This window comes from Glutamicibacter sp. X7, assembly GCF_054889245.1.
In genome coordinates, this window is record NZ_CM142678.1 from 3027184 (window position 1) to 3050649 (window position 23466).

At 60.8% G+C, this 23466-nt stretch carries 22 protein-coding genes; 7 read left to right on the forward strand and 15 right to left on the reverse strand.

What is annotated here, in order from left to right; genetic code table 11:
• Positions 1-28: 28 nt before the first annotated feature.
• From ACYU0X_RS14445 to ACYU0X_RS14460, 4 genes are read right to left on the reverse strand one after another with little or no spacing between them, the layout of a single operon-like run.
• Positions 29-508 carry a DedA family protein gene (locus ACYU0X_RS14445; protein WP_461901423.1) on the reverse strand — a complete coding sequence of 160 codons (480 nt, stop codon included), beginning with the start codon at positions 506-508 and terminating at the stop codon, positions 29-31.
• Positions 508-1764 (reverse strand): MFS transporter, encoded by a 1257-nt coding sequence (locus tag ACYU0X_RS14450; protein WP_461901424.1) that lies wholly within the window; start codon positions 1762-1764, stop codon positions 508-510. Before ACYU0X_RS14450 ends, ACYU0X_RS14445 begins: the two co-directional genes overlap by 1 nt.
• Positions 1761-2906 (reverse strand): NAD(P)/FAD-dependent oxidoreductase, encoded by a 1146-nt coding sequence (locus ACYU0X_RS14455; protein ID WP_461901426.1) that lies wholly within the window; start codon positions 2904-2906, stop codon positions 1761-1763. Before ACYU0X_RS14455 ends, ACYU0X_RS14450 begins: the two co-directional genes overlap by 4 nt.
• Before the next feature lies 1 nt (position 2907).
• Positions 2908-3225, reverse strand: coding sequence for a bifunctional 3-phenylpropionate/cinnamic acid dioxygenase ferredoxin subunit (locus tag ACYU0X_RS14460; RefSeq protein ID WP_461901428.1), 318 nt, complete (start codon positions 3223-3225; stop codon positions 2908-2910).
• Positions 3226-3354: 129 nt separating this feature from the next.
• Here ACYU0X_RS14460 and ACYU0X_RS14465 point away from each other — a divergent pair, with 129 nt between their 5' ends.
• A complete protein-coding gene (locus ACYU0X_RS14465) occupies positions 3355-3789 on the forward strand; it encodes a MarR family winged helix-turn-helix transcriptional regulator (RefSeq protein WP_461901430.1) in 435 nt (144 codons plus the stop codon).
• On the opposite strand, the gene ACYU0X_RS14470 is transcribed toward ACYU0X_RS14465, so the two are convergent.
• Positions 3770-3901: a hypothetical protein gene (locus ACYU0X_RS14470; protein ID WP_461901431.1), complete on the reverse strand. Its 132-nt coding sequence runs from the start codon at positions 3899-3901 to the stop codon at positions 3770-3772. The two genes, ACYU0X_RS14465 and ACYU0X_RS14470, sit on opposite strands and share 20 nt — an antisense overlap.
• Before the next feature lie 144 nt (positions 3902-4045).
• Between ACYU0X_RS14470 and ACYU0X_RS14475 the strand changes: the two genes are divergently transcribed.
• On the forward strand, positions 4046-5296 hold the full coding sequence (locus ACYU0X_RS14475) for an ATP-binding protein (protein ID WP_461901433.1): 1251 nt from the start codon (positions 4046-4048) through the stop codon (positions 5294-5296).
• A gap of 81 nt (positions 5297-5377) precedes the next feature.
• Here the strand turns inward: ACYU0X_RS14475 and ACYU0X_RS14480 are convergent, their stop codons facing one another.
• Complete coding sequence (locus ACYU0X_RS14480) at positions 5378-5965, reverse strand: helix-turn-helix domain-containing protein (protein WP_461901434.1); 588 nt, start codon at positions 5963-5965, stop codon at positions 5378-5380.
• 95 nt (positions 5966-6060) lie between these two features.
• On the opposite strand from ACYU0X_RS14480, the gene ACYU0X_RS14485 reads away from it, so the two are divergent.
• Together ACYU0X_RS14485 and ACYU0X_RS14490 are read left to right on the forward strand one after the other, a co-directional pair.
• On the forward strand, positions 6061-7179 hold the full coding sequence (locus tag ACYU0X_RS14485) for an aminotransferase (RefSeq protein ID WP_461901436.1): 1119 nt from the start codon (positions 6061-6063) through the stop codon (positions 7177-7179).
• A 130-nt stretch (positions 7180-7309) separates the two neighbouring features.
• The gene (locus tag ACYU0X_RS14490; RefSeq protein ID WP_461901437.1) at positions 7310-8674 is read left to right on the forward strand and encodes an FAD-binding oxidoreductase; all 1365 of its coding nucleotides are present in this window, start codon (positions 7310-7312) and stop codon (positions 8672-8674) included.
• 21 nt (positions 8675-8695) lie between these two features.
• Here the strand turns inward: ACYU0X_RS14490 and ACYU0X_RS14495 are convergent, their stop codons facing one another.
• From ACYU0X_RS14495 to ACYU0X_RS14530, 8 genes are all read right to left on the reverse strand, one after another.
• On the reverse strand, positions 8696-9247 hold the full coding sequence (locus ACYU0X_RS14495; protein ID WP_461901439.1) for a hypothetical protein: 552 nt from the start codon (positions 9245-9247) through the stop codon (positions 8696-8698).
• A gap of 724 nt (positions 9248-9971) precedes the next feature.
• Positions 9972-10388 (reverse strand): hypothetical protein, encoded by a 417-nt coding sequence (locus ACYU0X_RS14500; RefSeq protein WP_461901441.1) that lies wholly within the window; start codon positions 10386-10388, stop codon positions 9972-9974.
• Between the two features lie 315 nt (positions 10389-10703).
• On the reverse strand, positions 10704-11750 hold the full coding sequence (locus ACYU0X_RS14505) for an NAD(P)-dependent alcohol dehydrogenase (protein WP_461901442.1): 1047 nt from the start codon (positions 11748-11750) through the stop codon (positions 10704-10706).
• A gap of 124 nt (positions 11751-11874) precedes the next feature.
• A complete protein-coding gene (locus ACYU0X_RS14510) occupies positions 11875-12336 on the reverse strand; it encodes a MerR family transcriptional regulator (protein ID WP_461901444.1) in 462 nt (153 codons plus the stop codon).
• Positions 12337-12503: 167 nt separating this feature from the next.
• Positions 12504-13211 (reverse strand): hypothetical protein, encoded by a 708-nt coding sequence (locus ACYU0X_RS14515; RefSeq protein ID WP_461901445.1) that lies wholly within the window; start codon positions 13209-13211, stop codon positions 12504-12506.
• Positions 13208-14590: a flavin monoamine oxidase family protein gene (locus ACYU0X_RS14520; protein WP_461901447.1), complete on the reverse strand. Its 1383-nt coding sequence runs from the start codon at positions 14588-14590 to the stop codon at positions 13208-13210. The genes ACYU0X_RS14515 and ACYU0X_RS14520 overlap by 4 nt, the downstream gene beginning before the upstream one ends.
• Positions 14574-15506 carry an alpha/beta fold hydrolase gene (locus tag ACYU0X_RS14525; RefSeq protein ID WP_461901449.1) on the reverse strand — a complete coding sequence of 311 codons (933 nt, stop codon included), beginning with the start codon at positions 15504-15506 and terminating at the stop codon, positions 14574-14576. Before ACYU0X_RS14525 ends, ACYU0X_RS14520 begins: the two co-directional genes overlap by 17 nt.
• Positions 15499-17034, reverse strand: a complete 1536-nt coding sequence (locus ACYU0X_RS14530; protein WP_461901451.1) for a flavin-containing monooxygenase — start codon at positions 17032-17034, stop codon at positions 15499-15501. The genes ACYU0X_RS14525 and ACYU0X_RS14530 overlap by 8 nt, the downstream gene beginning before the upstream one ends.
• 171 nt (positions 17035-17205) lie before the next feature.
• Here ACYU0X_RS14530 and ACYU0X_RS14535 point away from each other — a divergent pair, with 171 nt between their 5' ends.
• The 3 genes from ACYU0X_RS14535 to ACYU0X_RS14545 all read left to right on the forward strand — a co-directional run bounded on the left by ACYU0X_RS14535 (position 17206) and on the right by ACYU0X_RS14545 (position 21733).
• Positions 17206-18438 carry a PucR family transcriptional regulator gene (locus ACYU0X_RS14535; RefSeq protein ID WP_461901453.1) on the forward strand — a complete coding sequence of 411 codons (1233 nt, stop codon included), beginning with the start codon at positions 17206-17208 and terminating at the stop codon, positions 18436-18438.
• A 303-nt stretch (positions 18439-18741) separates the two neighbouring features.
• The gene (locus ACYU0X_RS14540; RefSeq protein ID WP_461901455.1) at positions 18742-20091 is read left to right on the forward strand and encodes an NAD(P)/FAD-dependent oxidoreductase; all 1350 of its coding nucleotides are present in this window, start codon (positions 18742-18744) and stop codon (positions 20089-20091) included.
• A gap of 256 nt (positions 20092-20347) precedes the next feature.
• Positions 20348-21733 carry a flavin monoamine oxidase family protein gene (locus ACYU0X_RS14545; protein ID WP_461901456.1) on the forward strand — a complete coding sequence of 462 codons (1386 nt, stop codon included), beginning with the start codon at positions 20348-20350 and terminating at the stop codon, positions 21731-21733.
• A 539-nt stretch (positions 21734-22272) separates the two neighbouring features.
• Here the strand turns inward: ACYU0X_RS14545 and manA are convergent.
• Positions 22273-23466 carry a mannose-6-phosphate isomerase, class I gene (gene manA / locus ACYU0X_RS14550; protein WP_461901458.1) on the reverse strand — a complete coding sequence of 398 codons (1194 nt, stop codon included), beginning with the start codon at positions 23464-23466 and terminating at the stop codon, positions 22273-22275.

The window sequence follows — 23466 nt, forward strand, 5'->3', positions numbered from 1 at the left end:
AAGGGTGCAGTGCTGATGAATGGAGAGTTTATTCTGGCACACCCGCGCGTCGGCGACGGCCACGCAGAATAACGAAGACCGTGATCGCAATAACGACCGTGCCAAGGACCAACCACTGCCATTCGAGGGCCAGCCACGCATACACCACGGCCATCCCCACCGTGGTGTACACCAGCGCCCAGAGGAGGCATCCAACGACCACCGCCGGGAGGTAGCGGCGTAGCGGCATCCGGCTGATGCCGGCCGAGGCGTTGACCGCGCTCTGTACCCCCACGGTCAAAAAACTCAGTGGCACCGCCAGCACACCCCAGCGGACGATAAATCGTTGGGCCCTCTGATAAACCGGCCCTTCGAGGTGACGCTGAAAGCGGGTATGCTCAACGCCCTTGGCCACACCGCGGCCGATCCAATAGGTGGTGTTGGCCCGGATCATGGCACCACAGAAGAAGAATACGAAGGTCACACCCCACGGGGCATCGTTCAGCAGCCACTGCAAGGCCTCGCCCATTAGGGCACGCTCCTGACCTTCGTAACCAGCCAGGCCCCGGCGAGAGACACCACGGCGGCGGAGAGGAACAGCGCCGGGTAGCCCCCCAGCCAGGTCACCGAAATCCAAGCCACCACGGGGGCCACCACCTGCGGCAGCGAATTGGCAATGTTGATCACGCCCAGGTCCTTACCGCGCGAATCGGCATGTGGCAGCACCTGCGTCAGCAGTGCGAAGTCCACCGCTAGATAGGAGCCAAAGCCCACACCCAATAGCATGGCGCCGATCACGGCGACCCAGAAAACGCTGCAGAACGCCATCAGTACCGCGGCCGCGGCGACAATGAGTGAGGAAAGCACCACATAGCGTTTACGCTTCCCGTCACGGTCGGAGAAGCGCCCGAAAAGCACCGCGGAAAAAATCACGCACACCGCATAGACGGCGGTGAGCACCAGCACGCCCTGGGCCGGCTCCGGGTGGTGCAACTTATCCTGCAGGAAGTACAGCAGGTACACCAGAATCAGTTGCGATCCAAGATACAGCAGGAAGCGAGCCAACCAGGCCCACCCGAAGTCCGGGTACCGTGCCGGGTTGATCCAAAAGCTCCGCAGAAACTGTCCGAGGCGCAGGGGTTCAAGGGCACCGGCCGGCAGCACCACGTCTCGGCGCATCAGCACGAAAGGTACCGCACACAGCCCCACGCACACCGCCACCAACGCATACCCAAAAACAAGATCCGCGGCGGCCACCATGCCAATGGCGGCACCGATCAAGGCACCACCGGTTTGCCCCAGCGCAACCAGGCCACCGACCAGCCCGCGTTGTTCGACCGGCACCTTATCGGGCACTACCGCAAATATCGCGGCCAAGGCCGCGTTACCGGCGGCCTGCACGAGCGCCCAGCCGACCACGAGCCCGGACACCGAATTGGTGGTGGACATGAACAGCAGCGCGGCCGCAACGGACAAGGTTCCGACGAAAATCCAAGGCACGCGCCGGCCAAAGCGCGAGGTGGTGCGATCGCTCAGGGCACCGAAAAGCGGATTAGCCACCATCGAGACCGCGGCGCCCACGGCCGTGACCAGGGAGAGAATCGCGGCCTTAGCGGAGGCGTCGATCTGCTGGGCATGTAACCCCAACAGCACCTGCAGCGGGGCGAAGAATCCCACGTTGATGCCGACATGCACCACCACGATGGCGGCAATAAACCCGGCCCCGACGCGGGCGGTGGGCACACGTAGCGCCTCGGGCACTTGAGGCGGCGGCAAGGTGCTCATGCGCGGTCCGCCTTAGCTAGTTCACGCGGTCCAACGCTCGGGTCGGCCAGTTGCTCGGCCGTGGGGCTCACTCCGGCGTCCATCAGTCGGCGCAGCGCCTTGGATAGCAAACCACCATCGACCATCGAGGCGGCTACCAGATTCCCGGCGCTGTCCAACCCGAAGACGGCCTCGAGATTTCCGCGTCGCCCCGGCCGGGAGATGTGGGAGCTGGCCCGTGAGAAATCACCGAGGACCTCGACATGCTGGTCGTGACGATCGGACCAGAACCAGTCGACCTTGCGGGCTGGCGCCGGTTGCCCGGTGATCACCGCGGCGGCAATGGCCGCATCGTCCATGGCCGCTTCCCAGTGCACCGCGCGCGGATGATCGAGCCGACGGGCCGCATCACCGATGGCGAGCACCTGGCGCTGGCCAAGCACCTGCTGCGCGTCGTCAACCAGAATTCCATCGTCCACCGCAAGGCCAAGCCCTTCGGCCACGGTGGTGTCGGCTTCGGCCCCCACTGCGGCAACGATCAGCGCGGCCTCATGCCGTTGCCCGGCGGCCACCACGTAATCCGGCCCGACCTCGGTCACTGCGGCGTCCACGCAGGTGACTCCGTTGCGCCGGTGGGCGGCGTGTAGTTCGCGCGCCATCTCGTCGCCGAGTACCCGGGCCAAGGGGGCACTGGAGGCCGAAAACAGCGTCACCTGCGCGCCGGCCTGTCGGGCCGCGGAGGCGAACTCCGCGCCCACAAGGCCGGCCCCGATAATGGCCACGGGCATCGCGAACATGCCCTGATCCAGCCGCCGGGCAATGAGTTCGGCCTCGTCGGCGGTATGCAGGCTCAGCGCATGCTCGGCGCCGGGCACGGTCAGCTTCTTGGCCCTGCTCCCGGTGGCCAACACCAGCCACTCGTCGGCGGCTTCGGGCAGCGCTGGATCATTGATCGCCTCGGCGCGCAATTGCACGCCGTGCTCCGCGTACCAACTGGCGGGCATGAAGTACTCGCGGCGCAGCGCCTTGCTCAGCGGCGGCCGGTCATAGGGCAAACCCTGCGGGTCGCTGAGCACGATCTCGCCACGGTAGCCGCGTTGGATGAGCTCGCGGGTCAGCGTAAATCCGGCGACACCGGCGCCGACGATCTGTACACGGGCCATGCTAGATATCGAGTTCGAGTTGTCCATCGACGACCTCGACCTTATAGGTGCGCGCGTCTACGGTGGCCGGCATGCACAGGGCCTTGCCGGTCTTCAGGCAAAAGCTGGCCGAATGCAGCGGGCATTCAACCTCGGTTCCGTCGATCCATCCATCCGCCAAGGAGGCGGTTTCGTGGGTGCATTCGTCTTGCAGGGCATAGAAATTGCCGTCTTCAGCGTGGAAGATCGCAATATCCTCGGCCGCTCCACTGTCCCTGGAATCGACGAGCAACGCCTCTCCCTCGGGGATTTGCTCGGCGGGGCCCACCTGGTAACTCACGCTCTCTCCTTCGAATATGCAACGCTTCTGGTGCCATTTTGTCACTATCCGCGCGGGCGGATGTAGCGGCTGGGTCACGTTTCAGGTTTCGAGAACCCTATTTCTGCTACGGGAACCTAGAATGGAGCAATGCACGACGAGAAGCTGTACCAGCAGGTGGAGGAAGAATTCACCGCCACATTGATTCGCGCCCGCCGCACCTTGCGTCGTCGCGCCCGGCAAATCCATCCGGAATTGCAGCCGGCCGGTTACAAGGTTTTGGCCTTGCTCGTGAAGCGCGACGGGCAGCAGCAGAATGAGTTGGCCGAGCACCTCGAACTGGACAAGGCCACCGTTTCGCGCATCATCAAGCAGCTGGAAACCCAGGGGCTGATCACTCGCATCAGCGATCCGGCCGACCGCCGGGCGCAGTTGGTCTCCATCACCGATGAAGCGCGTACCTCGTGGATCGCCACGGGCACCGAGGCGCGGCAAAACCTGCGTCGCAAACTCGATGAATGGTCCGACGAGGACGTGCAGCGTTTCGCCGAGTTGCTTCACCGACTCAACGTGGCCGAGGACTGAGCACCACGGCGGCCGAGCGCGCCCCGACCACTGCGCAGGCTTCCGCCCCTTCGGAGAACGCGGCCTCGTCGCGGACCTCGGGCCAAAGATCTGGCAGCGGCTTGGGCCTCATTGCGGCAAGCTCACGCCCTCCGAGTAGGCCGAGCGACACTCGGTCCGACTGCACCATAGCGATTCACAAACGTGTCGCTAAATCATTCATAAATGTGTCGCTAGATTATTCACAAACGTGTCGATAGAGACGTAGCATAGGCACATGGAATACCTTCCGAGAGTTGTTGACCAGGAAATTTCTGAACTCCAGGCGATGGCTGGCGCCATTCTCATCGAAGGCGCCAGAGCTTGTGGCAAGTCCGCAACCGGCCGGCACCATTCCCGCAGCCACATCCAACTCGATATCGATCAGAATGCTCGAAGGCTCGCCGAAATCGACGAGTCGCTGATTCTCGACGGCGACAAGCCCCGGTTCATCGACGAATGGCAAGTCATCCCGGGCGTGTGGAATCAGGTGCGCGCGTCGGTCGATAGCGCACAGACTCCGGGTCAGTACGTGCTCGCCGGCTCTGCCGTACCCGCAGATGACCACACTCGCCACTCAGGCGCAGGCAGGATCCTGCGGATGCGAATGCGGCCCATGTCTCTCTTCGAGAGCGGCCACTCCAGCGGTCAAGCGTCGTTGAAGGAAATCATGGCTGGCGGGCTCTTGAAGCCACAGCGAAGCCCGCTGACCGTTCGCGCGCTTGCGGAGAGGATAGTCATAGGCGGCTGGCCTGGTTTACAACGCCTTGGCGCCGACCAAGCCCAGCGATTCCTGCGCTCTTACTTGGCGGATGTCGCACGTGTCGACCTGCCCGCTCTTGATGACGAGCCACGTCGCGATGCAGCGCGAACTGGCTTGCTCATACGCTCGCTGGCTCGATCGGTAGGCACCGAAGCCAGCTTCAATACCATCTCCGCCGATATGGGGCCGGTCGGAGGACTGAGCGCGAGATCGGTTTCGGCGTACCATCAGGCCCTGGAACGCATTTTCGTGGTCGAAGACCAGCCCGCTTGGTCCCCGAAGCTGCGCTCGAAAGACCGCATTCGGGCCGCCGTCAAGCGGCACTTCGTCGACCCGTCCTTGGGTGCCGCCGCCCTGGGTGCGGGACCCGATCGCCTCCTCGGCGACCTGGAGTATTTCGGCCAGCTCTTCGAGTCACTTGTCGTTCGGGACCTACGCATATACACCCAAGCCAGCAGCGGGCACGTCATGCACGTGAGGGATTCGCGAAACCGGGAAATCGACGCCATCATCGAGTTCCCCAATGGACAATGGGCCGCGGTCGAGATCAAGCTCGGCGCGAATGCCGAGGACAAGGCGGCGCAATCCCTCACCGCATTCATCGACAACGTGGATCAGGGCGCATCTGGACCGCCTCTCGCCAAGATCATCGTGACCGGCGGAGAATTCGCATATACTCGCCCGGACGGAATCCACGTGGTCCCCATCGGGTTGCTTGGCCCGTAGCTCCGGCACAACCGCACCAACCACAGGGCCCGGCTCGCATCCGATCGGCACCAGCCATCCGCCCCGTAGAGAGGCCACGGCTTAACGCCCCGAATTGATCACCACGATCCTCACGAACCGCACGTCCTGGGCACCTTCATTCAGGTAGCTGTAGTGCCGATCACTCGGGATGCGTAGCACCGTACCGGTCGGCACCTGCACCCGCTCGGCGTCGAAGCAGACCGTTAACGTGCCCTGCTGCACACCCAGCAATTCCTCGGATCCCGGTGCATCGGGCTGGGCTTCGTAGCGCTGTCCTGGCGCCAGCGACCAGTCCCAATACTCGGCTCGCCCGACGCCGCGCGTGGACAGGAACATCCGTCCCAGACCGCCCTCCCCAGCGGCGCGCCACAAAACCGAGGCCTGAGCGGCGGACACGGACTGCACCGGGGTGCCGCTGCGCGCACCAACCAGATCGGCGAAGTCGACACCCAGCGCCGCCGCCAACTTGTCGATGGTCACCAGCGACGCGTTGGCCTTGCCGCCCTCAATGGAAGCCAGCATGCTGCGCGAGATCCCGGCCGCCTCACACAGGGCCACCATGGACAGTCCACGCTGCATCCGTAGATCGCGCACGGCCATGCCAACCTGCTGCAAAAGCCCCGCGCTCCCGCCCTCGGGTTCACCCACGGCGTTTCCTCCTCACCACCAACGTGTTTGCCACACAGGACACCATGTGCATTATATTAGACAAAACCGAACACTGGCAACGACAGAGGAGCCCCATGAAGATCGAAGACTTCGGCGTCGAAATCTGGATGAACGAGTACGAGAACAACTGCACCTACAACCTCGCCGAAACCTGCGTGGACTCGCTGACCGTCGGCGAACTGCTGAACCTCGCCGGCGAGCGCGAGAGCATTCTCGACGAGCTTTCGGCCATGCGGCTGAGCTACGGGGCCATTGCCGGTCGCGAGGATCTACGGGAACTGATCGCTGCGCTCTACACCGAGCAGAAAGCCGCCAACATACTGACCACCCACGGGGCGATCGGCGCCAACTCCCTCGTTCACCACACCCTGGTCGAACCCGGAGATCATGTCATCGCCGTCGTCCCCACCTACCAGCAGCACTATTCGATTCCACGCAGTCTCGGTGCCACCGTGGATTTGTTGCCACTGCGCGAAGAGAACGGTTTCTTACCGGACCTCGACGAGCTGGCTGCGCTCCTGAAACCCACCACCAAGCTCATCGCGCTGAATAACCCAAATAACCCCACCGGCGCACTGATCGATGCGACGACCCTCGAGAAAATCGCCGCACTCGCCGCGCAGAGCGACGCCTGGGTGCTCTGCGATGAGGTCTACCGCGGCATTGACCAACACGCACCACACGTAACCGCGTCCATCGCCGATCTCTACGCGAAGGGCATCAGTACCGCGAGCATGTCCAAGTCGTTTTCCATGGCTGGACTCCGCCTGGGCTGGATTGCCGGACCCGAGGAACTGCTCGAACGCATCATGATCCACCGCGACTACAACACCATCAGCGTGGGCATGATCGACGAGGCTTTTGCCTCCATGGCGCTGCGTCATGCCGAGCAGATCCTGGAGCGCTCGCGTGCGATTACCGCCGAGAACCTGCGCATACTCGACGCTTGGGTGCAATCGGAGGACCACATTGACTACGTCAAACCTGCCGGGGGTACCACCGCGCTGCTGAAATACAGCGTCAAGACGCCATCTCATGAGTATGCGGTGGAAATCCTGCGGGGCTGCGGGGTGCTCTTCACCCCGGGGTCGGCACTGGGCATGGAAGGCTACCTGCGCATCGGCTACGCGAACGAAACGCAGGTACTCCGCGACGGGCTCGCCGCTTTCTCCAAGTTCCTGGCCAACGGTTAGGCCTCCACAGAAGCCGTCGGCGGTAACCACGTCGCCGCGGCAGTAAGCGGCGGTAACCTGTCACGCTGGACCTGCATCTACCAGTAGACTCGCTTCAAAGTGCAGTCGAGCGATGCGATGGAGTCCGCCGATGTCTACCGATTCAGTCGAAAACCTCACCTCGTTAGCGGATCACCCGCATTACGACACCGATCTCAGCGCACGCACGGCGGCCTGCACCGATCGCTCCGGATACACTCCGGCGACCCTCCCCGATGCGGTGGTGCATTGCCATAGCGTCGAGGAGGTTCGCGCGGCCTTGCAGGCGGCGCATCGTGAAGGTATTCCGGTGGTGCCGCGTGGGGCCGGGACCGGGCTCGCCGCGGGAGCGAGCGCCGCCGCCGGTCAGGTGGTCATCGATGTCTCGGCGATGAATCAGATCCTCAGCATCGACGAGGTGGAGATGCTGGCCGTGGTGCAACCCGGGGTACTCAACGCAGAGGTGAACGCTGCCGCGGCGGACTACGGGCTGTTCTACGCCCCAGATCCCGCCAGCACCGCCATCTGCTCGATCGGCGGAAATATCGCCACGAATGCCGGCGGCATGTGGTGCGCTAAATACGGGGTTACCCGTGAATCCATCCTCTCCCTCTTGGTGGTGCTACCCGACGGTCAGCTTCTGCGGACCGGCCGCAACACCATCAAGGGCGTGACTGGTTATGACCTCAACGCATTATTCATCGGCTCCGAAGGCACCCTGGGCATCGTGGTCGAAGCAACCCTGCGGCTACGACCCAAACCCGTGCGCACCGAAACCGCGGCCGCCTATTTTACTGATGTCGAAATGGCCGGGCGGGCGGCATCGGCCATCACGGCCGCCCGCATCCAGCCCTCGATCCTCGAACTAATCGACGGCCCCACCCTCGAGGCCATCGATCTGGCGCAAGGCACTTCCCACCGCGCCCAAGGTGGCGCCTTCCTACTGGCCCAGACCGACGGGTACGGAGCCCATCTTGAGTTGGACGAGATTATTCAGGCCATCTCGCCTTTCGCAACCTCGGTGCACACCGCGGCCGACGACGCCGAAGCACAGGCACTGGTGCAGGCCAGGCGGGATGCGATCCCTTCGCTGGAACAGCTCGGACGGGTTTCCATTGGTGATATCGCGGTGCCACGCAACCGGTTAGCGGAAGCCTTCGCCGGTCTGGAACGCATCGCCGAACGCACCGGCGTGCGGATCTTCTCGGTGGCCCATGCCGCCGATGGCAACCTGCACCCGATGATCGTCGTGGCACCCGACGAATCCATCACCAGCGGCCCTGCGAAGGAAGCGCTTGGGGAAATGTTCCAGCTCGCCAAGCAGCTGGGCGGAACGCTGACCGGCGAACATGGGGTGGGTCTCCTCAAACGCGAATGGGTGCGCGAGGAACTCGGCAATACGTCGGTGCAGTTACACCAACGAATCAAAAATGCTTTCGACCCGCTGGGCATCTTGAACCCCGACAAAGCATTCTAGCTCGGCAGATTTTCTCCGATGTTAGCGCGGAAAATCAATTTCCCGGCCGCTTTCATAGTCGCGGAAGACCAGCGATTCGGTCACCGCGTCAGCATCACCCATGTAGAGGTTGTCGCGAATCTTCTCAAGTTCGTTCGGCACCTTATCTAGTACGTAGCCTTCTGGTACGAGGAAGTAGCCCTGCTTCCGGGATTCATTTCCGTGCGAGCTCGTGATTGCCCCGAATTGTCCGTGCATAGCGAACTTTTCGGGTGTGCGGCAGCTAGATCCACCCCCGACCTCACCAGTAAAAGAGATCGTCACACATATGTTGTCCTCGGAATCGAGCGTGGCCCAAACACCTGCTTCTTCGTTTCCACCGAGAAACCGCGAAGATACCAGCGGTTTACCCTCGGGACTGGTCTGCGAATCCAGCCCTTCGGGTAGTTTGTCTTGGGATCCGCCGCTTTCCGAAGCGAAGGTTGGTAGCAACTCGTTGACATCGGTCGTTGCCGGCGAGCATCCACTGGCCACCACTACCACGGCCATAGACGAGCAGACGATTAGCAGGCGGCGTCGAATTTTCTGCACCATTGACTTAAGCACTCCGTGTCATCGAGTTATTCGTATGAATCTCGATGCTACGTGAGCGGGTGGATGGCGGCAATACAGTCCGCTGTTCCGAATATAAGGAAAGGCTCAATTCCTTGGGGGACGCTAATCGGCCCATTCATTGTTGAGCGTGAAGGCCTTGGTGACCAAGTAGTTTTGCACAACCGAGACTAGTCTCGCGCACGGGCGACGTTTCCCCGCTGCCTCAACTACTTCGGTGTTAGTCGCTGTGCCATCGCCGTAGCAAGAATCCAGAGTCGTACATCCAAAGCCCTCAACTGGGCAAGCCACCCGAGGTTAATTGCCTTCCGGGGGTCGCCGACGAGATTGGCTGCGGTCAAATCAGTAGCTTCGGCAATCGCCGAACAACGCACGTTGAATGTTGACACCACTGTTGGGCCTTAGGCCATAGTCTGCTTCTACAGGAGGCCTACCCACGATTGCTCTTTCCTGCAAAGTCTTTTCTCTGCCTTGAACCAAATTGCTCAGCCTCAGGTCGGTGGACTTCGCAAGGCAGTCCAAGCAATAACAAAGCACGATATGGCCAACCGTAGTTCTCCCCCAATTGGAAAACTACGGCTGGCTCTCCCCCACACGAACCCGCCTATGGGATCCGAGCGATCTCTTCCATACCGGCTCCGCGCGAAAAGCGGTTTCGCACAAACAATTGGGCACGGTGAACAGACTTCAACCTCCATAGAAGCGGTCATTGCATGAACGCTATTTCACGCCCTGTTGCCTTGTTGTAGAACCTCACTGGGGTGTCTAGTTGGCTGAAATCTCCCGCGTAGAAGTTGTCGAGAATCTTTTCGAGACCACGCGGCACTTCATCCAGAACATAACCTTCAGGTGCAAGGAAGAAACCTTGATTCAGTAGGTGCCCTCCGTCATTTCTTGTGAATCCACCGTGGGATCCATGTTCCGCAAACAGTTCCGTCGGCAGACACATCGAACCACCACTGCCTTGATCCTGAAGCATGTCATAGAACACACAGATAAAGTTCTCTGCGTCTACTCCCACCCATATGGTTACCACATCATTTTCGCCGAGAAATCGTACGAGTTTGGGCTGCAGGCTGTCCTCGTCGAGCCAGTGAGCGAACTCCGGCGGCATGGTCTCCATGCTCTCATCTGCTGTGGCAAGTATCGGGAGAAGGTCGTGAGGCTCAGGCGCTGGCGCCGAACAGCCCGTGGCGCCCAGCCCAAGAAGTAGCAAGGAGCCCATCGCCAGCAACCGAATGCTTCTATTACAAGGCCTAGACATAAGGCTCCCCAGTCAATGAAATTAGATAAGTAGAGCCGATACTTGGCTAAGCACTCGGATACGGCAATGCCGCTGGCGTGGGGTCACCAGTATGCAAAAGCCGCCACCGCGCCGAACTACTGACTAATGCTGCGCTACGGATGCTAGTTCGGCGCGCACGACTCGGGCGAACTCTTAGTTCAGCGTGGCGGTATCGATGACAAATCGGTAGCGCACATCCGAGGCGAGAACTCGCTCATAGGCCTCGTTAATCTTTGCCGCTTCAATGACCTCGATATCCGCTCCGATGCCGTGCTCGGCGCAGAAGTCCAACATCTGCTGTGTTTGGGCAATGCCACCAATCATGGAACCGGCGAACGAACGTCGACCGCCGATCAATGCCATCGCATGCACGGGTAGCGGCTCTGCCGGCGCCCCGACGTTGACCATGGCTCCTCCAACGGTCAGCAAGCCCAGGTAGGCGCTGACGTCAATCGGCGCGCTGACGGTATTGATGATCAGGTCCAAGGATCCGGCTAGGTCGGCGAAGGTGTTTTCATCACTGGTCGCGTAGTAGTGATCCGCGCCGAGACGCAATCCATCCTCGCGCTTCTTCAGCGACTGCGAGAGTACCGTAACCTCGGCACCCATAGCATGGGCGATTTTCACCGCCATGTGGCCCAGGCCCCCGAGGCCCACCACGGCGACTTTCTTCCCGGGTCCGGCGCCCCAGTTCTGCAATGGCGAGAACGTGGTGATTCCTGCGCAGAGCAGTGGAGCGGCGACGTCGAGCTCGATTCCCTCCGGAATCTTCAAGACAAAGTCCTCGGTCACAACCACGTGGGTGCTGTAACCACCCTGCGTAATGGTGCCATCGCGGTCCGTGGCACCATAGGTACCCACCATCCCTTGCGAGCAGTACTGCTCGTCTCCGGCAAGGCAGTTGGTGCAGTTTCCGCAGGAGTTGACCATGCAGCCAACCCCGACACGGTCACCGACTGCGTGCTTTGTCACCTCGTCGCCCACCGCGGATACGATGCCGGCAATTTCATGCCCCGGGGCCAAGGGGTACCTTTGATCTCCCCAGTCACCGCGGACCGTGTGGATGTCGGAGTGGCAGATGCCCGCAAATTTGATTTCGATCAGCACGTCCTTCGGACCAACTGCACGCCGCTCAATTTTCGTGGGGATGAGGTCGGCGCCAGCGGCTGGTGCTGCATAGGCGTTAACAGTCATGGACATGTATTGCTCCTTCGTTCCTAAAAGTGTGTGCGGGCGCAAGGTAACCGGTCGTCCTTAAAATGGACGAAGCTCTACCGCGGCACCCATCCCGCAAAGCAACCGATGCTTATCGGTTGCGCCCAGTTCAGCCCTTGGTGCTTTTCGTCAGTTCGGCGGCCATTTCGATCGCCTCCAATCCGATGCTCTTTGCACGTTCGAGGTCTTGAGCCGCGACGGCCTCCCAGTACTCGATCTTGAGAGCGACGTACCGTCGACGGACCTCGAGCTGCCGGGCTTCGGCGGCCAATTGCTCGCCTTGAGCCCGCAATAGCTCGATCTGTTGACCGGCCGCTTCGGGACCGACACGGTTATTGGCAATGTAGTGCCGCATATCGGCCACCGACATCCCCGTCGCCGAGAGACATGCAACAGCGGTCAACACGTCCAGATCTTGTGGGGTGTATACCCGGTGGCCGCTACTTTCGTCCCGGCCGATAGGCTCAATAATGCCGATGGATTCGTAATACCGCAGGGTACTGGCCGGCAGTCCGGTTAAGGCGGCCGCTTCCCTAATCGAATAGCGTTGCCGAATGGTTGATGAGCTCACCTATTCAACGGTAGAAACTTCAAGCACTTGAAGACAAGCGTTCCCCAGCGCAGACTTTCTGATCATCGGCGATAGCCCACACAAGCGGAGCCGCCCCGACGCATTCGAATGCGTCGGGGCGGCTATCGGCCCGCCAATGACTCACGGCCCGAGAAGAACCGTCCAGCTCAGGCCGTTCGATGATCGGGCAGCGGAACCGTGCTATCCACACTGATGTTCCCACCGGCTAGATTGTGCTCATGTAACGCACGATAACCGAGGAAGTAGACCAGACCTTGGGCGCCCCAGGTAGTCAACGCCGCGGTGTAGAAGTAGGTGCGGTTGACGTCGTCGAAGGGGAACGGGAAGAAATCGTAGGTCAGTGCGATAACCATGGCCGCCACGGTGACGATTCCGGTCCAGATCGCTACGGCCCGTGCCCCGGCACGCCAGAGTCGGGTAGCGAAGTAGATCAAGAACACCGAGGTGGCCAGGTTGGTCACCACGAAGAAGGTTGCTGGTGCCACATACAGGGTGCCGTCATCGTGGAACTGCCGCAGGTACAGACCACCGACAAGAGCTAACGCCAACGCCCCGATCTCGATCGCCGGGCGAGGCTTATAGCGGTGCGTGACGGCCATCAGACCAAGGACGAGTACGAGGGTAATCCCGAAGGACCGCGAGAACGCGTCAAAGAAGTAGGCGATGGCATATAGCGGACTACTTTCATCACCACCGAGCAGTGACCAGAGCAAGAAGTTAGTGCCCGAGGTCGCCACGACCAGCCATTCGATGCCGAGCAGATGATTACCGTAGCGTCGAAAGAATTTCACCCCGCAAACTAATCCGACGGTAATCATCCAGAGGTCGGCCACGAGGAAGAGAATCTCGATCATCGTTCTAAGTCCTTTCTGAGACGCGCGATAACCCGTTCAGCCGCGCGTTGACCGGTGAGCACGGCACCGTTCATGCAGCCTGCCCATTCTCCGGCGGTTTCCGTTCCTGCCCATTCGACCCGCCCATGTGGTGCGGTGAGTGCGTCGCCAAAGGATGTGGTCGCATAGGGTGCTACCGCAGGATTTGGCCCGCCCGGGGCAAAGGACTCGGCCGACCATCGGTGATCGACATAGTCGAGTGGCCTAGCGGCCTGCTCGCCATAGAGGTCGACGAGTTGGCGTAGCACGCGCTCGCGTCGCTCGGCGGGTTCGAACGCGTCGAATACTCGCGGATCACAGAAGGCCATCAGGATGCCGGGGCCCGTCGGGTCCGGAGAAACATCGAAAGTAATAAAGACGGTTCCGGTGTCGGTGACGGCTTCTCCCGAGAGTCCCTCGCTTCGCCAAAACGGCTGCTCGTATGCGATAAAGGCTTTACTCAGAACGCCCATCCGCCACGTGCGCGCCAGCCCTTGAGCCTGTGCAGGTAGTGGCGGTTCGAACTCGATGCCCACCCGATCCGATGGGGCCGCGGTGACGATGACATGATCGGCGGAAATACGGAGGCCGTCCCCGTAAATGGTCAAACAGTTCTCATCCTCGACGATCCTCCGCACGGGGCACTGCAGTCTGAGCCGGTCCCCGAGACGATCACCCAGCCGCCGGGCGATCTCTTGCGTGGTTTCGGTGATGCGGTCCTGTTGTTGTCCTCCATCGACATCGAGCATATGATCGATGCCTCCGACCGCCCGGATATAGCGCAGCACGTGGAGTAAGGACACATCCGCCGGAGTGGCACCCCATTGCACCTTAGCAACCACCGTCATCAGCGCCCGGGTACTGGCCATTGCACGTTTACTATCTAGCCATTCACCGAAGGAAATGCTGTCCAGCTCGGCCGCATCCGGCGAGCGCCAAGCCGCGCTCACGTCGATCGTGGACAATAACCGTTCCAACGCCAGCTGAATGCGAGCCATGTCCGCGACCCCGGCGATAGAGACCGGCGGGATAGTGCCGCTATAGGTGCGCCGCTTACCCAGTAGCCACTGGACGTTACGGCCGCGGGCGAACTGCGGGGTCGTGGTGCAACCGACTTTCATGGCTAGATTGCGGATTGCGGTATGTCGTGGAGAGACCCATGTGGCCCCGAAGTCCACTTTGACTCCGGCTACCTCGCCTGTGAACGAACGGCCGCCAACACGATCTTTGCCTTCGAGCACCAGTACGGACGCCCCGGCACTCGACAGTCGCTCTGCGGCACTGAGCCCGGCGAACCCTGCGCCAACGATCACGGCGTCAACCGATTCCGTCTGGAGTGAGTCTTTAGACCTGCGCGACATGCGAGCCTCCTTGCACGACGCGGCCCGCGTGCTCCGCGATATGTTCAACAAGGGTGGCAATCAGCGTCTGCGGCACGTGGTGACCCATACCTGGAATCACAATGTGCCTCGCGCCGTGGATCGCTGCCGCGGTGGCGCGCCCTCCGCTCGGGTCGATCATCAGGTCGCGGTCGCCATTGATCACTAGGGTCGGGGCGGTGATCCGGCGTAGCTGTGCGCTCCGGTCGCCGGTGGCCTTGATGGCTTGGATCTGCCTAGCGACGCCCGCCGCCTGGTTGCCCGCGCAACGGTCCCATCCGGTGGCCGCGATCGCCGCCTCGGCGACTTCGTCCAGTGGGTGTGCGGTGCCCGCGACGTGTCTGGTGATGCGCAGGTGATCGATCACCGCCTGCGTCCGGTTCTGTGCGGCCTGTGCGGCCAAAATGCCTAAGGTCGAAAGGGCCTGTCCGCCCACGCCCTTCGCTCCGGTGCTGGAGTATAGAGAGCATAGCGAGAGCACACGCTGTGGTTCGGTGGCCGCGATGATCTGGGCGATCATCCCGCCCATGGACCGACCGACAAGATGGACCCGCTCGAGGCCCAAATGGTTGAGCACTCCGAGTGCATCCTGCGCCATATCCTTCAGCGTGTAGGCGTCCGGCCGCGGCAGCCCGGCCAATTGACGCCAGACGGGTGGGGCTGGCTGCTGGACGAAACTGGAGCGTCCCACATCGCGATTGTCGATCGCGATAACCCGGAATCCGCGGTCTACTAGGGCATCGAAGAAGTCGTCGGTCCAGAAAGTTAGGTCCTCGCCGAGCCCGGCGAGCAGCAGTAGCGCCGGGCTAGAGCTCTCGCCCATGTCGCGATAGCAGATCCGCGTTCCTTGTGAGGTCTGTGCAAACCTGTCGATGCCTGATGCTTCGGTCTTAGACATGAGCCGACTGCCTCGCGTTGATGGGTCTCGCGGCAGGATCGGTGGAAGCAAAACGCAGATTCGCATCCACCACGTCGCCACGCAGGGCCTTGGAGTCTTCCGGATAGGACATGGCCATCCTCCAGGGGCCGCTGGTTCCCTGTTTCGGCAACTTGCCCTCGGCGCGCTTGGCATACCCAGAGGCCAAGTCCATAATCGGTCGCCGTGACATGCCTGGTACTGCCACCGGCACCACCATGTCGTGACCGTGTTCATCCATATATCGAAGCAGGTCGACGAAGTAGCGGCAGAGTAGTCCCACTTTCAGGGTCCATGACGAGGTGGTGTAGCCGATCGCCATCGCCCAATTGGGCAGGCCACTAAGCAGCGTCCCACGGTAGGCCACTGAGTCAGTGATATCTACCGGTTCACCGTCAATGGTCATCGGCATCCCATCGAAGAGCTGCAAATTGAGTCCGGTTGCAGTGACGACGATGTCGGCTTGGAGCTCTTCACCCGAGGTCAATACGATCCCCTTCGGGCTGAAGCGGGCAATGGAATCGGTGACCACCGTGGCCCCTGACGTGGCGATGGCGTCAAAGAAGTCACCATCCGGTGCCAAACACAGTCGCTGATCCCACGGATCGTAGGGCGGGTTAAAGTGCTTATCGACGTCGAAGTTCTTACCGAGGCGTTTGATGGTTTCGCGGCGGATAAGCTTACGCCCTAGCTTTGGGAAGGTTCGTAGCCCCTTGACGATGCCACGGTCTATCCAGATGTTCTTGAAACGGGTGGCCTTGTAGCCACGCTCCTCACCGAGCAACCTAGTCAATACCTGCCCAAGCCCGTCGACGCGCGGTGCAGAGAGCACATAGCTGGGGGTGCGCTGAAGCATGGTCACATGTGCTGCAGCTTTGGGACCTTTGAGCATGGCTGGCACCATGGTGATGGCCGTGGCGCCACTTCCGATAATGACGACTTTCTTGCCACTGTAATCAAGGTCCTCGGGCCAGTGTTGTGGATGCACCAGCTGCCCCTCGAAGGCATCCTGGTCCGGGAAAGTCGGCGCGTATCCCTGGTCGTACCGGTAGTAGCCGGTAGCGGCGAAAACCCAACTAGCCTTGATGTGGCGCACCTCGGTGTGCCCCGTGGCGGGATCCGTCGCGTCGACTTCCAGAGTCCATTTGGCCTCCGCTGATGACCAGTGCGCTTGCCGCACCCGGTGTCGAAACCTGATGCGTTCCTCCAGTGCGTTCTCCTGCACCGCTTCACGCAAATAATTGAGGATCAGATCGGCATCGGCAATAGCATGCTCATGCCGCCAAGGCTTGAATTCATAACCGAAGGTATGCAGATCAGAGTCGGAACGTATACCCGGATAGCGGAAAAGGTCCCACGTACCGCCGAGGCCCTCACGGGCTTCGAGAACCGTCAGGGACTTCCCGGGAAGCTCCTTATCGAAGTGAATCGCGGCCCCGATCCCGGAAATTCCCGCTCCGATTACGACGATGTCGAGCTCCTCGAGAATATCTGCCCTGCCGTGCGTCATCGTTTTCTCCTCGCTAGTGGTCGGTATCGATCCAGTGTCACGGCCAGATGGTGATGCGCGCCACAGCAGCAAGCACTCGCTTTGCCGCGTCGTGGTGCACAGTGCACTTTGCGTGGCGCAGGACATCAACGCATCCGTGACTGTTGCGGCGCGGTACGGCAGACTACCGATATGGAAGAATTGTGGCCCCCGCCCCGTCCGGCCGCCGCGGAGATGATCCGTGCGCTCTGCGAGCGACTGCTCGCCGATGTGGACGCGATGGCAGACGCTATCGCCGAGGCGTCGGTGGCCCCCTTCAGCGACCCCGGCATGCTCGCCGACGGATCCTTGCAGAAGGAGACCCGCGAACACAACCGCTCGGATCTTGTGCAGTGGTTAACCTCGAATATCCAGCGCCCCGGGGCCCGGGTCGAGCCCTACGTGGGACGTCGGATCGCCGCATATATTGAGGATCTTTCACGCCGTGGACTGGCCCCAGATCCCACGGCGGGCTGGCGTGCGGCCCTCGGCGTGGGTTGGAAACGATGGGTCGAGGCGTGTATCGAGTACAGTGCAGAGCCCGAGGTTCTTATCGAGGTGCTGGACCGCTCGGCGCACTCCTTGGTGCAGTATGCTCTCGATCATGTCGCGATGCTTCGCGAGGCGAGTCTCGATGCGGCAATCGATCATGCCAGCGCACAGGCGGTGGCTATGATTCAGCTCATCGCCAGCGGCGCGCCGATCAATCAGTATCTGGCTGAAGAGCGCCTAGGTTATCGGATGGCCCGCGAACATTGCGCACTGCTGCTCTGGACCGACGGCCCCGAACAGGCCGAGGAACTTGAACGTGCCCTCACTGCTCTGCGCGCCGCGACCCGTGGCCAGCCGCAACTTGTGGCCCGGGCCAGCACTGCCTCGCGCTGGCTCTGGTTCTCCGGCCCGACTCGCCCCGACCGCAGCTTACTTGAGCAGACGTTGAAAGAGTTTCCACGGGTGAGCGCTGCCATCGGCCGGACGTCGAACGGGCTCGAGGGGTTTAGATCCAGCCATCAAGAAGCCTTAGCGGCCCAGTCAATGCTGGTTCGGCTGGGTGCCTCGCGACGCTTCACCGAGTACGCCGAGGTGGAGCTTGTCGACGGGCTGACCAAGGATCGGCAAAGCGCCCAACGATTTGTGCTCAGCACCCTAGGGGAATTGGCCGCGGCGGATGCATCGCTGCGCCAGGCCCTGTTGACCTACATTCAGTGCGGTTTCACGGCCACCCGTGTTGCCAGCAAACTCTTCCTGCACCGGAACACCGTCGAACGCCGCGTAGCACGGGCCAATGAGCTCTCCGCCACCAAGGTCGAAGACAATCCTGTGCACCTAGCTGCAGCACTACTCGTGCTCGATCTCGTGCCGGAATTCGCGACCTCCAGCGATTAAATCCCGCCACGGCAACCCCGGTTGCAGTCCCAAAAATGCGGGTGAAGTATGCACTTGAGACATACCCCCAGAGTGCATCATGCACCGACTTGTGCTCTTTTCAAGGTGACACCGCAGCATCTCGTTGACCTGGCCCCGTCGTAGCCCACAGACTGAGATTCTTCCCTGGAACGCCCGCAAAGGTAGCGCGCCATCGGTCGCTCTCGCTCTGACCCGTCACAGACACACGTAGTAGCCGAGTGATCCCGGCCGTGCTTGCTCGGGCCCAGGGTCCAAGCCCTACCCGAAGGAGATCAGCACATCATGAGAACCGACACCACGAAGTACAGCAACTTCAGCGGCTGGATCGACCGACCAGAAGATCTGCAGCCCGCAGTAGACGGAGATCTCACCTGCGACATCGCCGTCATCGGTGGGGGTATGGGCGGCATGGCAACTGCATTACGTTTGGCCGAACGCAACCATGATGTGGTTCTGCTCGAGGGCGAGTTCTGTGGTTTTGGTTCCGCCTCACGCAATGGCGGCCAGATCGCCGGGGCACCAGGCGGAGACCTGCGTATGCTGGCCTTGCAGTCTCCCTCAAAGTTACAGGTCATGGTGAAGCTTGCCGAGAATGCGGGCCACTATGTTGAGAATCTGATGAATAAGCACAACATCGACTGCGACTATGTGCCCAATGGCCTGGTATGGGGCGCGGTCTCTCCTATGATGATGCTTCGTGTACGCACTCAGGCCGCACTACTGCGCACCTTCGGTGGCCACGGAACGGTCGGCAATCGCAAGGAGTTGGGCCTGCCGGCCGGCTTTGTCGGTGGGATGCGCGAGTCCATCGGCGGAATGCTCAACCCGGGCAAGCTCGCCCGCGGTGTGCGCCAAGGGCTGCTGTCTTCCTCGGCACGAGTCTACGAACAGTCGCCGGTCAGCGACGTGAAGCGCACCGGTGGCGTGGTGGAGATCAGCACTCCCGGCGGTACGGTACGAGCCAACAAAGTCGTGCTCGCGACCAGCGCCTACAGCGGCGAATGGGAGATCACGCCCAAACACCTCTCGACTCCGCTCTATGTCATCGAAATCGAAACCGAGCCCATCGCGCCCGAACGGCTCGCCGAGCTGGAGTGGACCAGTCGTTGCGGCATCATCACCCAACACCAGTTGATGACCCACTACCGACTCACCGAACGCAACACCATTGTCTGCGGCGTGCGCCGCGCCGAACGCGCCCCGGGATATCCACTTCCAGAGCGCGTTCCGAGCCCCGAGCTCGTGCAAGAAATGGGCAAGGACCTCTCCGATCGTTTCCCCTCGCTCTCCGATGTGGCCATCGACCGGGCTTGGGGCGGATGGATCGGGTTCAGCCCCGACTGGCTCGCGGTCGCCGGTCAGGTGGGCGACAACGTTTACTACTCAATGGCGTGTAATGGTCACGGGCTCTGCCAAGTGCCGTACGTGGGTGATCAACTCGCCGACTACATTATCGACGGGGAGATGTCGGCGGATCTGGCCGGAATTTGGTCCGATGCCACAGAGTATCCGGCGTCCATGTCGAAACTGCTCAATCCTTTCGTGCTACGGGCCGTCTGGGCCTTGGATCGCTTCAACGACCTGTTCAACGGCAGCAAAAGCTTGGCCCGACGGGCAGGGAAGCGGCACTAATCTGTTCGTTGACGTTGTGGTGAACTCTCTTGCCCGTCCTGCCTGCGCTAACCTACCGAGAAAGATAATGGGCCCTTCACTTGCCTCACACTCGCGTGCACCGACGAAAAGTAGCGTGCTAAGTGCAGCGTGCACCCCGGCATTCTAGAACTGGGGCACAATTCCGTAGCCTCAGTCAACGGTCCCCCGATAGTTTGAAAGTGCAGCAATTCTGAATTCAGAAACACTGAATCAGGGGAATATCGAGGAGGCGCAGATGACAAACTTCGCTACGGAACAGCTCGACGGGACTACAGTCGATGTCGCAATCGTAGGAGCCGGATTCTCAGGCCTGGTAGCGGCCGATCGCCTGGCCAGCCAGGGCCGTTCGGTCCTAATCCTTGAGGGCAGGGACCGCATCGGTGGGCGTGTTTACTCGGGCGAGATCGCGGGAGTGACAGTTGACTTAGGTGCCACGTGGGTGGCTGAACGCCACACCGCTGTCCACCAGCTCATGGAGCGCTTCGGAATCTCCACCACGACTCAGTTTCACGATGGGGATAATCTGCTGAAGATGGCTGGCGACATCCAGAAGTATGTGGGCACCTTGCCCATCGGAGGCGCCGTGGATGCCGAGGATCTCGGACGGATTCAGCAGCAAGTAGATGAGCTTGTCGAGAGCATCGATGTCGACGCGGCATGGGATTCGCCTGGTGCCAAGGAGCTCGATGAGCTTTCCTTCGGCCAATGGCTCGATGCCCAAGGCGCCTCAGTGAGCACGCGGGCACTTCTAGAGGTCGTTGCCAAGGTCCAGTGGGGCTGCAGTCTGGGCGACGTCTCACTACTGCATGCCTTGCGCTACCAGCGGGCCGCCGGTGGCCTCGAGCATATGCTCGCCGTCGAAGGCGGGCAGCAGGAGGCTCGTGTCACGGGAGGATTCCAGTCGATTGCGGCAGAACTGGCCGCCGAACTCGAGGACCGAATTCACCTGAGCACCCCCGTCACGCGGATCGATCAGAACGAGAATGGGGTGGATATTCAGACCCCGAAGGGCACCGTCCACGCGAAGTATGTTATTTCGACGACGGCTCCGGCACACCGAGCACATATTGAGTTCGAGCCGGAGCTTCCGGAGCAAGCCCAGGGCCTGAGCCGCACCTGGCGCATGGGTTCGCTCAGCAAGGCCTTTCTGGCCTATGACAAGCCATTCTGGCGCGAGAATGGCCTGTCGGGGGTCGCGATTTCGGATGCAGGCGCCGCCTTCATCACCTTCGATGTGACGGTTGACCCCGCCGGCCCGGGTGTACTGGTGGCCTTCCTGGATCCTCGCGTCTATGACCGGTTCAATCTGGAGGATCGTCGTGAGCGTGTTATCGAACAACTCGTGGAGCTTTACGGTGACCAGGCAGCTACGCCCGTGGACTACATCGATCACTGTTGGGGCGAAGAGGACTTCGCGCCGGGAGGGCCCAATCCCGCCGTCGCACCCTATGCCACCACCAGCTACGGTCCGTCTTTGGCGGCTACGCACGGGCGAATTCACTGGGCTGGCACCGAAACGGCGGCCGAGTGGGCCGGCACGCTCAATGGTGCTGTGCTCAGCGCGCACCGAGCCGCCGATAGTGTCGAGCGAGAGCTAGCAGGAGTTTCCACTCCTGCTTGATGTCATAATCGCTAGGGTCAGGGGTTCATCTGTGGTTATTTGAGATGTAAGCCTGTTCCGTTTTGCGATGCTACTTCACCGAAACTACTTCCGGTCGCCCCGTATACCCAAGCGGAAGATCGGCCGCAAGAATGATTTCGTACCGTGATCCTGCCTCGACACTCCGAGGCAGGGTCACAAATCACTCGAATTTGTTTTCCGGAGGTCTGCTCGATCAGAAGGAAAATTTTCACCTACGCGGATTGCTTCTCTAGCTACTACCGCCGAGGTTTCCGGCTAGCCCTCAGAAATCCCCGAGCACAGTGAAACGCTAGAAGCGCTAGCTTGCCAGCCTTCGTGAAACACGAACCATTGTGAGGACGATACCGGCGTTGGAAAGTCCGCTACTACGTGGAATTTTCCCCCACGCACCGCTATTCTCGGCCTTTACCAAATGCTCCCGCGGGCCCGAAGTGGTGCGGCAGAGCATTCTTCCAGTTGTGAAGAATGCTCAACCGGAGAACATGGTGACGTTAGGATTCCAGATCGAAGCCCGCCACCTATTCTTTAATTTCTGCTGGAGTTCCGGTCGCTAACCACAAAGCGCCATCTCCGGATACCTCAACCCGCTGATCGGCAGCAGTGACGAAGAACGCTTGTCCTGACTTTACTGTCCGGGACTCCCCCACCTCACGCATCGTTAGCTCCCCAGATTCTCCAATTACAATTCCCGCTCCATGCAAGGGCAATGTTGCAATCCCAGTGACTCGGTGTAGCGAAAATCCAGTGTCTTGAGGCAGGTAGCTCGTAATATTCGCAGTCTCTTTGCGTGGGGGTAGAAACGGAATAGGACCGGCTCTGAAATCCAATGCGGCTAGAAGCTCGGGCACGTCTACGTGTTTATTAGTCAGGCCGCCGCGCAGCACATTGTCGCTGGGCCCCATCAGCTCCACGCCCAATCCACTGAGATAGGCATGAATATTGCCTGCCCTTAAATACAGTGCTTCACCACGGTTAAGCGTCACCCTGTTGAGGAGCAGGGTAAGCACAATGCCAGGATCGCCCGGGTGGTTGGTAGCCACGGTGGCCACGGTTGCTAGAGCATCCGCAAAGCGACTATGGTTCACATCGTTAGCCAAGCTCACCACCGTCTTGGTCAGCTCCGTCACTTGATCACGATGTTCGCCATTTAGCAGTACAGACACCGTGGTACGTAGCGGTTCCTCACCGGCTAGAAGCCCGCAAAGAAAATCCAGGGATGCGCACTGCAGCTCGTTGGCATTATGCCTGAGCTCAGCAACCATCTGCAATACTTGATCGATTTCACGGAAGCCACATAGTGCCTCAAACTTCTCGCTCAACGCCACGATGATTTCCGGTTTGGCGAAACGATCCTTGTAGTTCCGATGCGGAGCATCTAACGGAATTCCTGCCGCGTTTTCTCTGTCGAAACCGACCTGAGCCTGCTCCGTCGTAGGGTGAACCTGAAGGGACAGTGCAGTGTCTGCGGCTAAAATCTTCATTAAGTACGGTAGGCGCTCTTGCTGTCCCAGCGCTGACTCCGACTCACAAGCAATAAACTCTGCTAGATCGCTGTACCCTTCCTCATCAATACGCGCAGGGTTCGACGGATGTGCACCAAGCCAGAGTTCGGCTTCAGGAGCACCGCTAGGTTCGAGTCCTAGAAAGTCCGCAATGGCGACTTTCGACCCCCACGCATAGTCACGTGGCGTGTTTGAAATTCTTAAGAACAA

Coding starts and splice junctions, on each gene's coding strand:
- ACYU0X_RS14445 (WP_461901423.1), bottom strand. CDS start 508: ATGGGCGAGGCCTTGCAGTGGCTGCTGAACGATGCCCCGTGGGGTGTG.
- ACYU0X_RS14450 (WP_461901424.1), bottom strand. CDS start 1,764: ATGAGCACCTTGCCGCCGCCTCAAGTGCCCGAGGCGCTACGTGTGCCC.
- ACYU0X_RS14455 (WP_461901426.1), bottom strand. CDS start 2,906: ATGGCCCGTGTACAGATCGTCGGCGCCGGTGTCGCCGGATTTACGCTG.
- ACYU0X_RS14465 (WP_461901430.1), top strand. CDS start 3,355: ATGCACGACGAGAAGCTGTACCAGCAGGTGGAGGAAGAATTCACCGCC.
- ACYU0X_RS14470 (WP_461901431.1), bottom strand. CDS start 3,901: ATGAGGCCCAAGCCGCTGCCAGATCTTTGGCCCGAGGTCCGCGACGAG.
- ACYU0X_RS14475 (WP_461901433.1), top strand. CDS start 4,046: ATGGAATACCTTCCGAGAGTTGTTGACCAGGAAATTTCTGAACTCCAG.
- ACYU0X_RS14485 (WP_461901436.1), top strand. CDS start 6,061: ATGAAGATCGAAGACTTCGGCGTCGAAATCTGGATGAACGAGTACGAG.
- ACYU0X_RS14490 (WP_461901437.1), top strand. CDS start 7,310: ATGTCTACCGATTCAGTCGAAAACCTCACCTCGTTAGCGGATCACCCG.
- ACYU0X_RS14495 (WP_461901439.1), bottom strand. CDS start 9,247: ATGGTGCAGAAAATTCGACGCCGCCTGCTAATCGTCTGCTCGTCTATG.
- ACYU0X_RS14500 (WP_461901441.1), bottom strand. CDS start 10,388: ATGGAGACCATGCCGCCGGAGTTCGCTCACTGGCTCGACGAGGACAGC.
- ACYU0X_RS14505 (WP_461901442.1), bottom strand. CDS start 11,750: ATGTCCATGACTGTTAACGCCTATGCAGCACCAGCCGCTGGCGCCGAC.
- ACYU0X_RS14515 (WP_461901445.1), bottom strand. CDS start 13,211: ATGATCGAGATTCTCTTCCTCGTGGCCGACCTCTGGATGATTACCGTC.
- ACYU0X_RS14520 (WP_461901447.1), bottom strand. CDS start 14,590: ATGTCGCGCAGGTCTAAAGACTCACTCCAGACGGAATCGGTTGACGCC.
- ACYU0X_RS14525 (WP_461901449.1), bottom strand. CDS start 15,506: ATGTCTAAGACCGAAGCATCAGGCATCGACAGGTTTGCACAGACCTCA.
- ACYU0X_RS14530 (WP_461901451.1), bottom strand. CDS start 17,034: ATGACGCACGGCAGGGCAGATATTCTCGAGGAGCTCGACATCGTCGTA.
- ACYU0X_RS14535 (WP_461901453.1), top strand. CDS start 17,206: ATGGAAGAATTGTGGCCCCCGCCCCGTCCGGCCGCCGCGGAGATGATC.
- ACYU0X_RS14540 (WP_461901455.1), top strand. CDS start 18,742: ATGAGAACCGACACCACGAAGTACAGCAACTTCAGCGGCTGGATCGAC.
- ACYU0X_RS14545 (WP_461901456.1), top strand. CDS start 20,348: ATGACAAACTTCGCTACGGAACAGCTCGACGGGACTACAGTCGATGTC.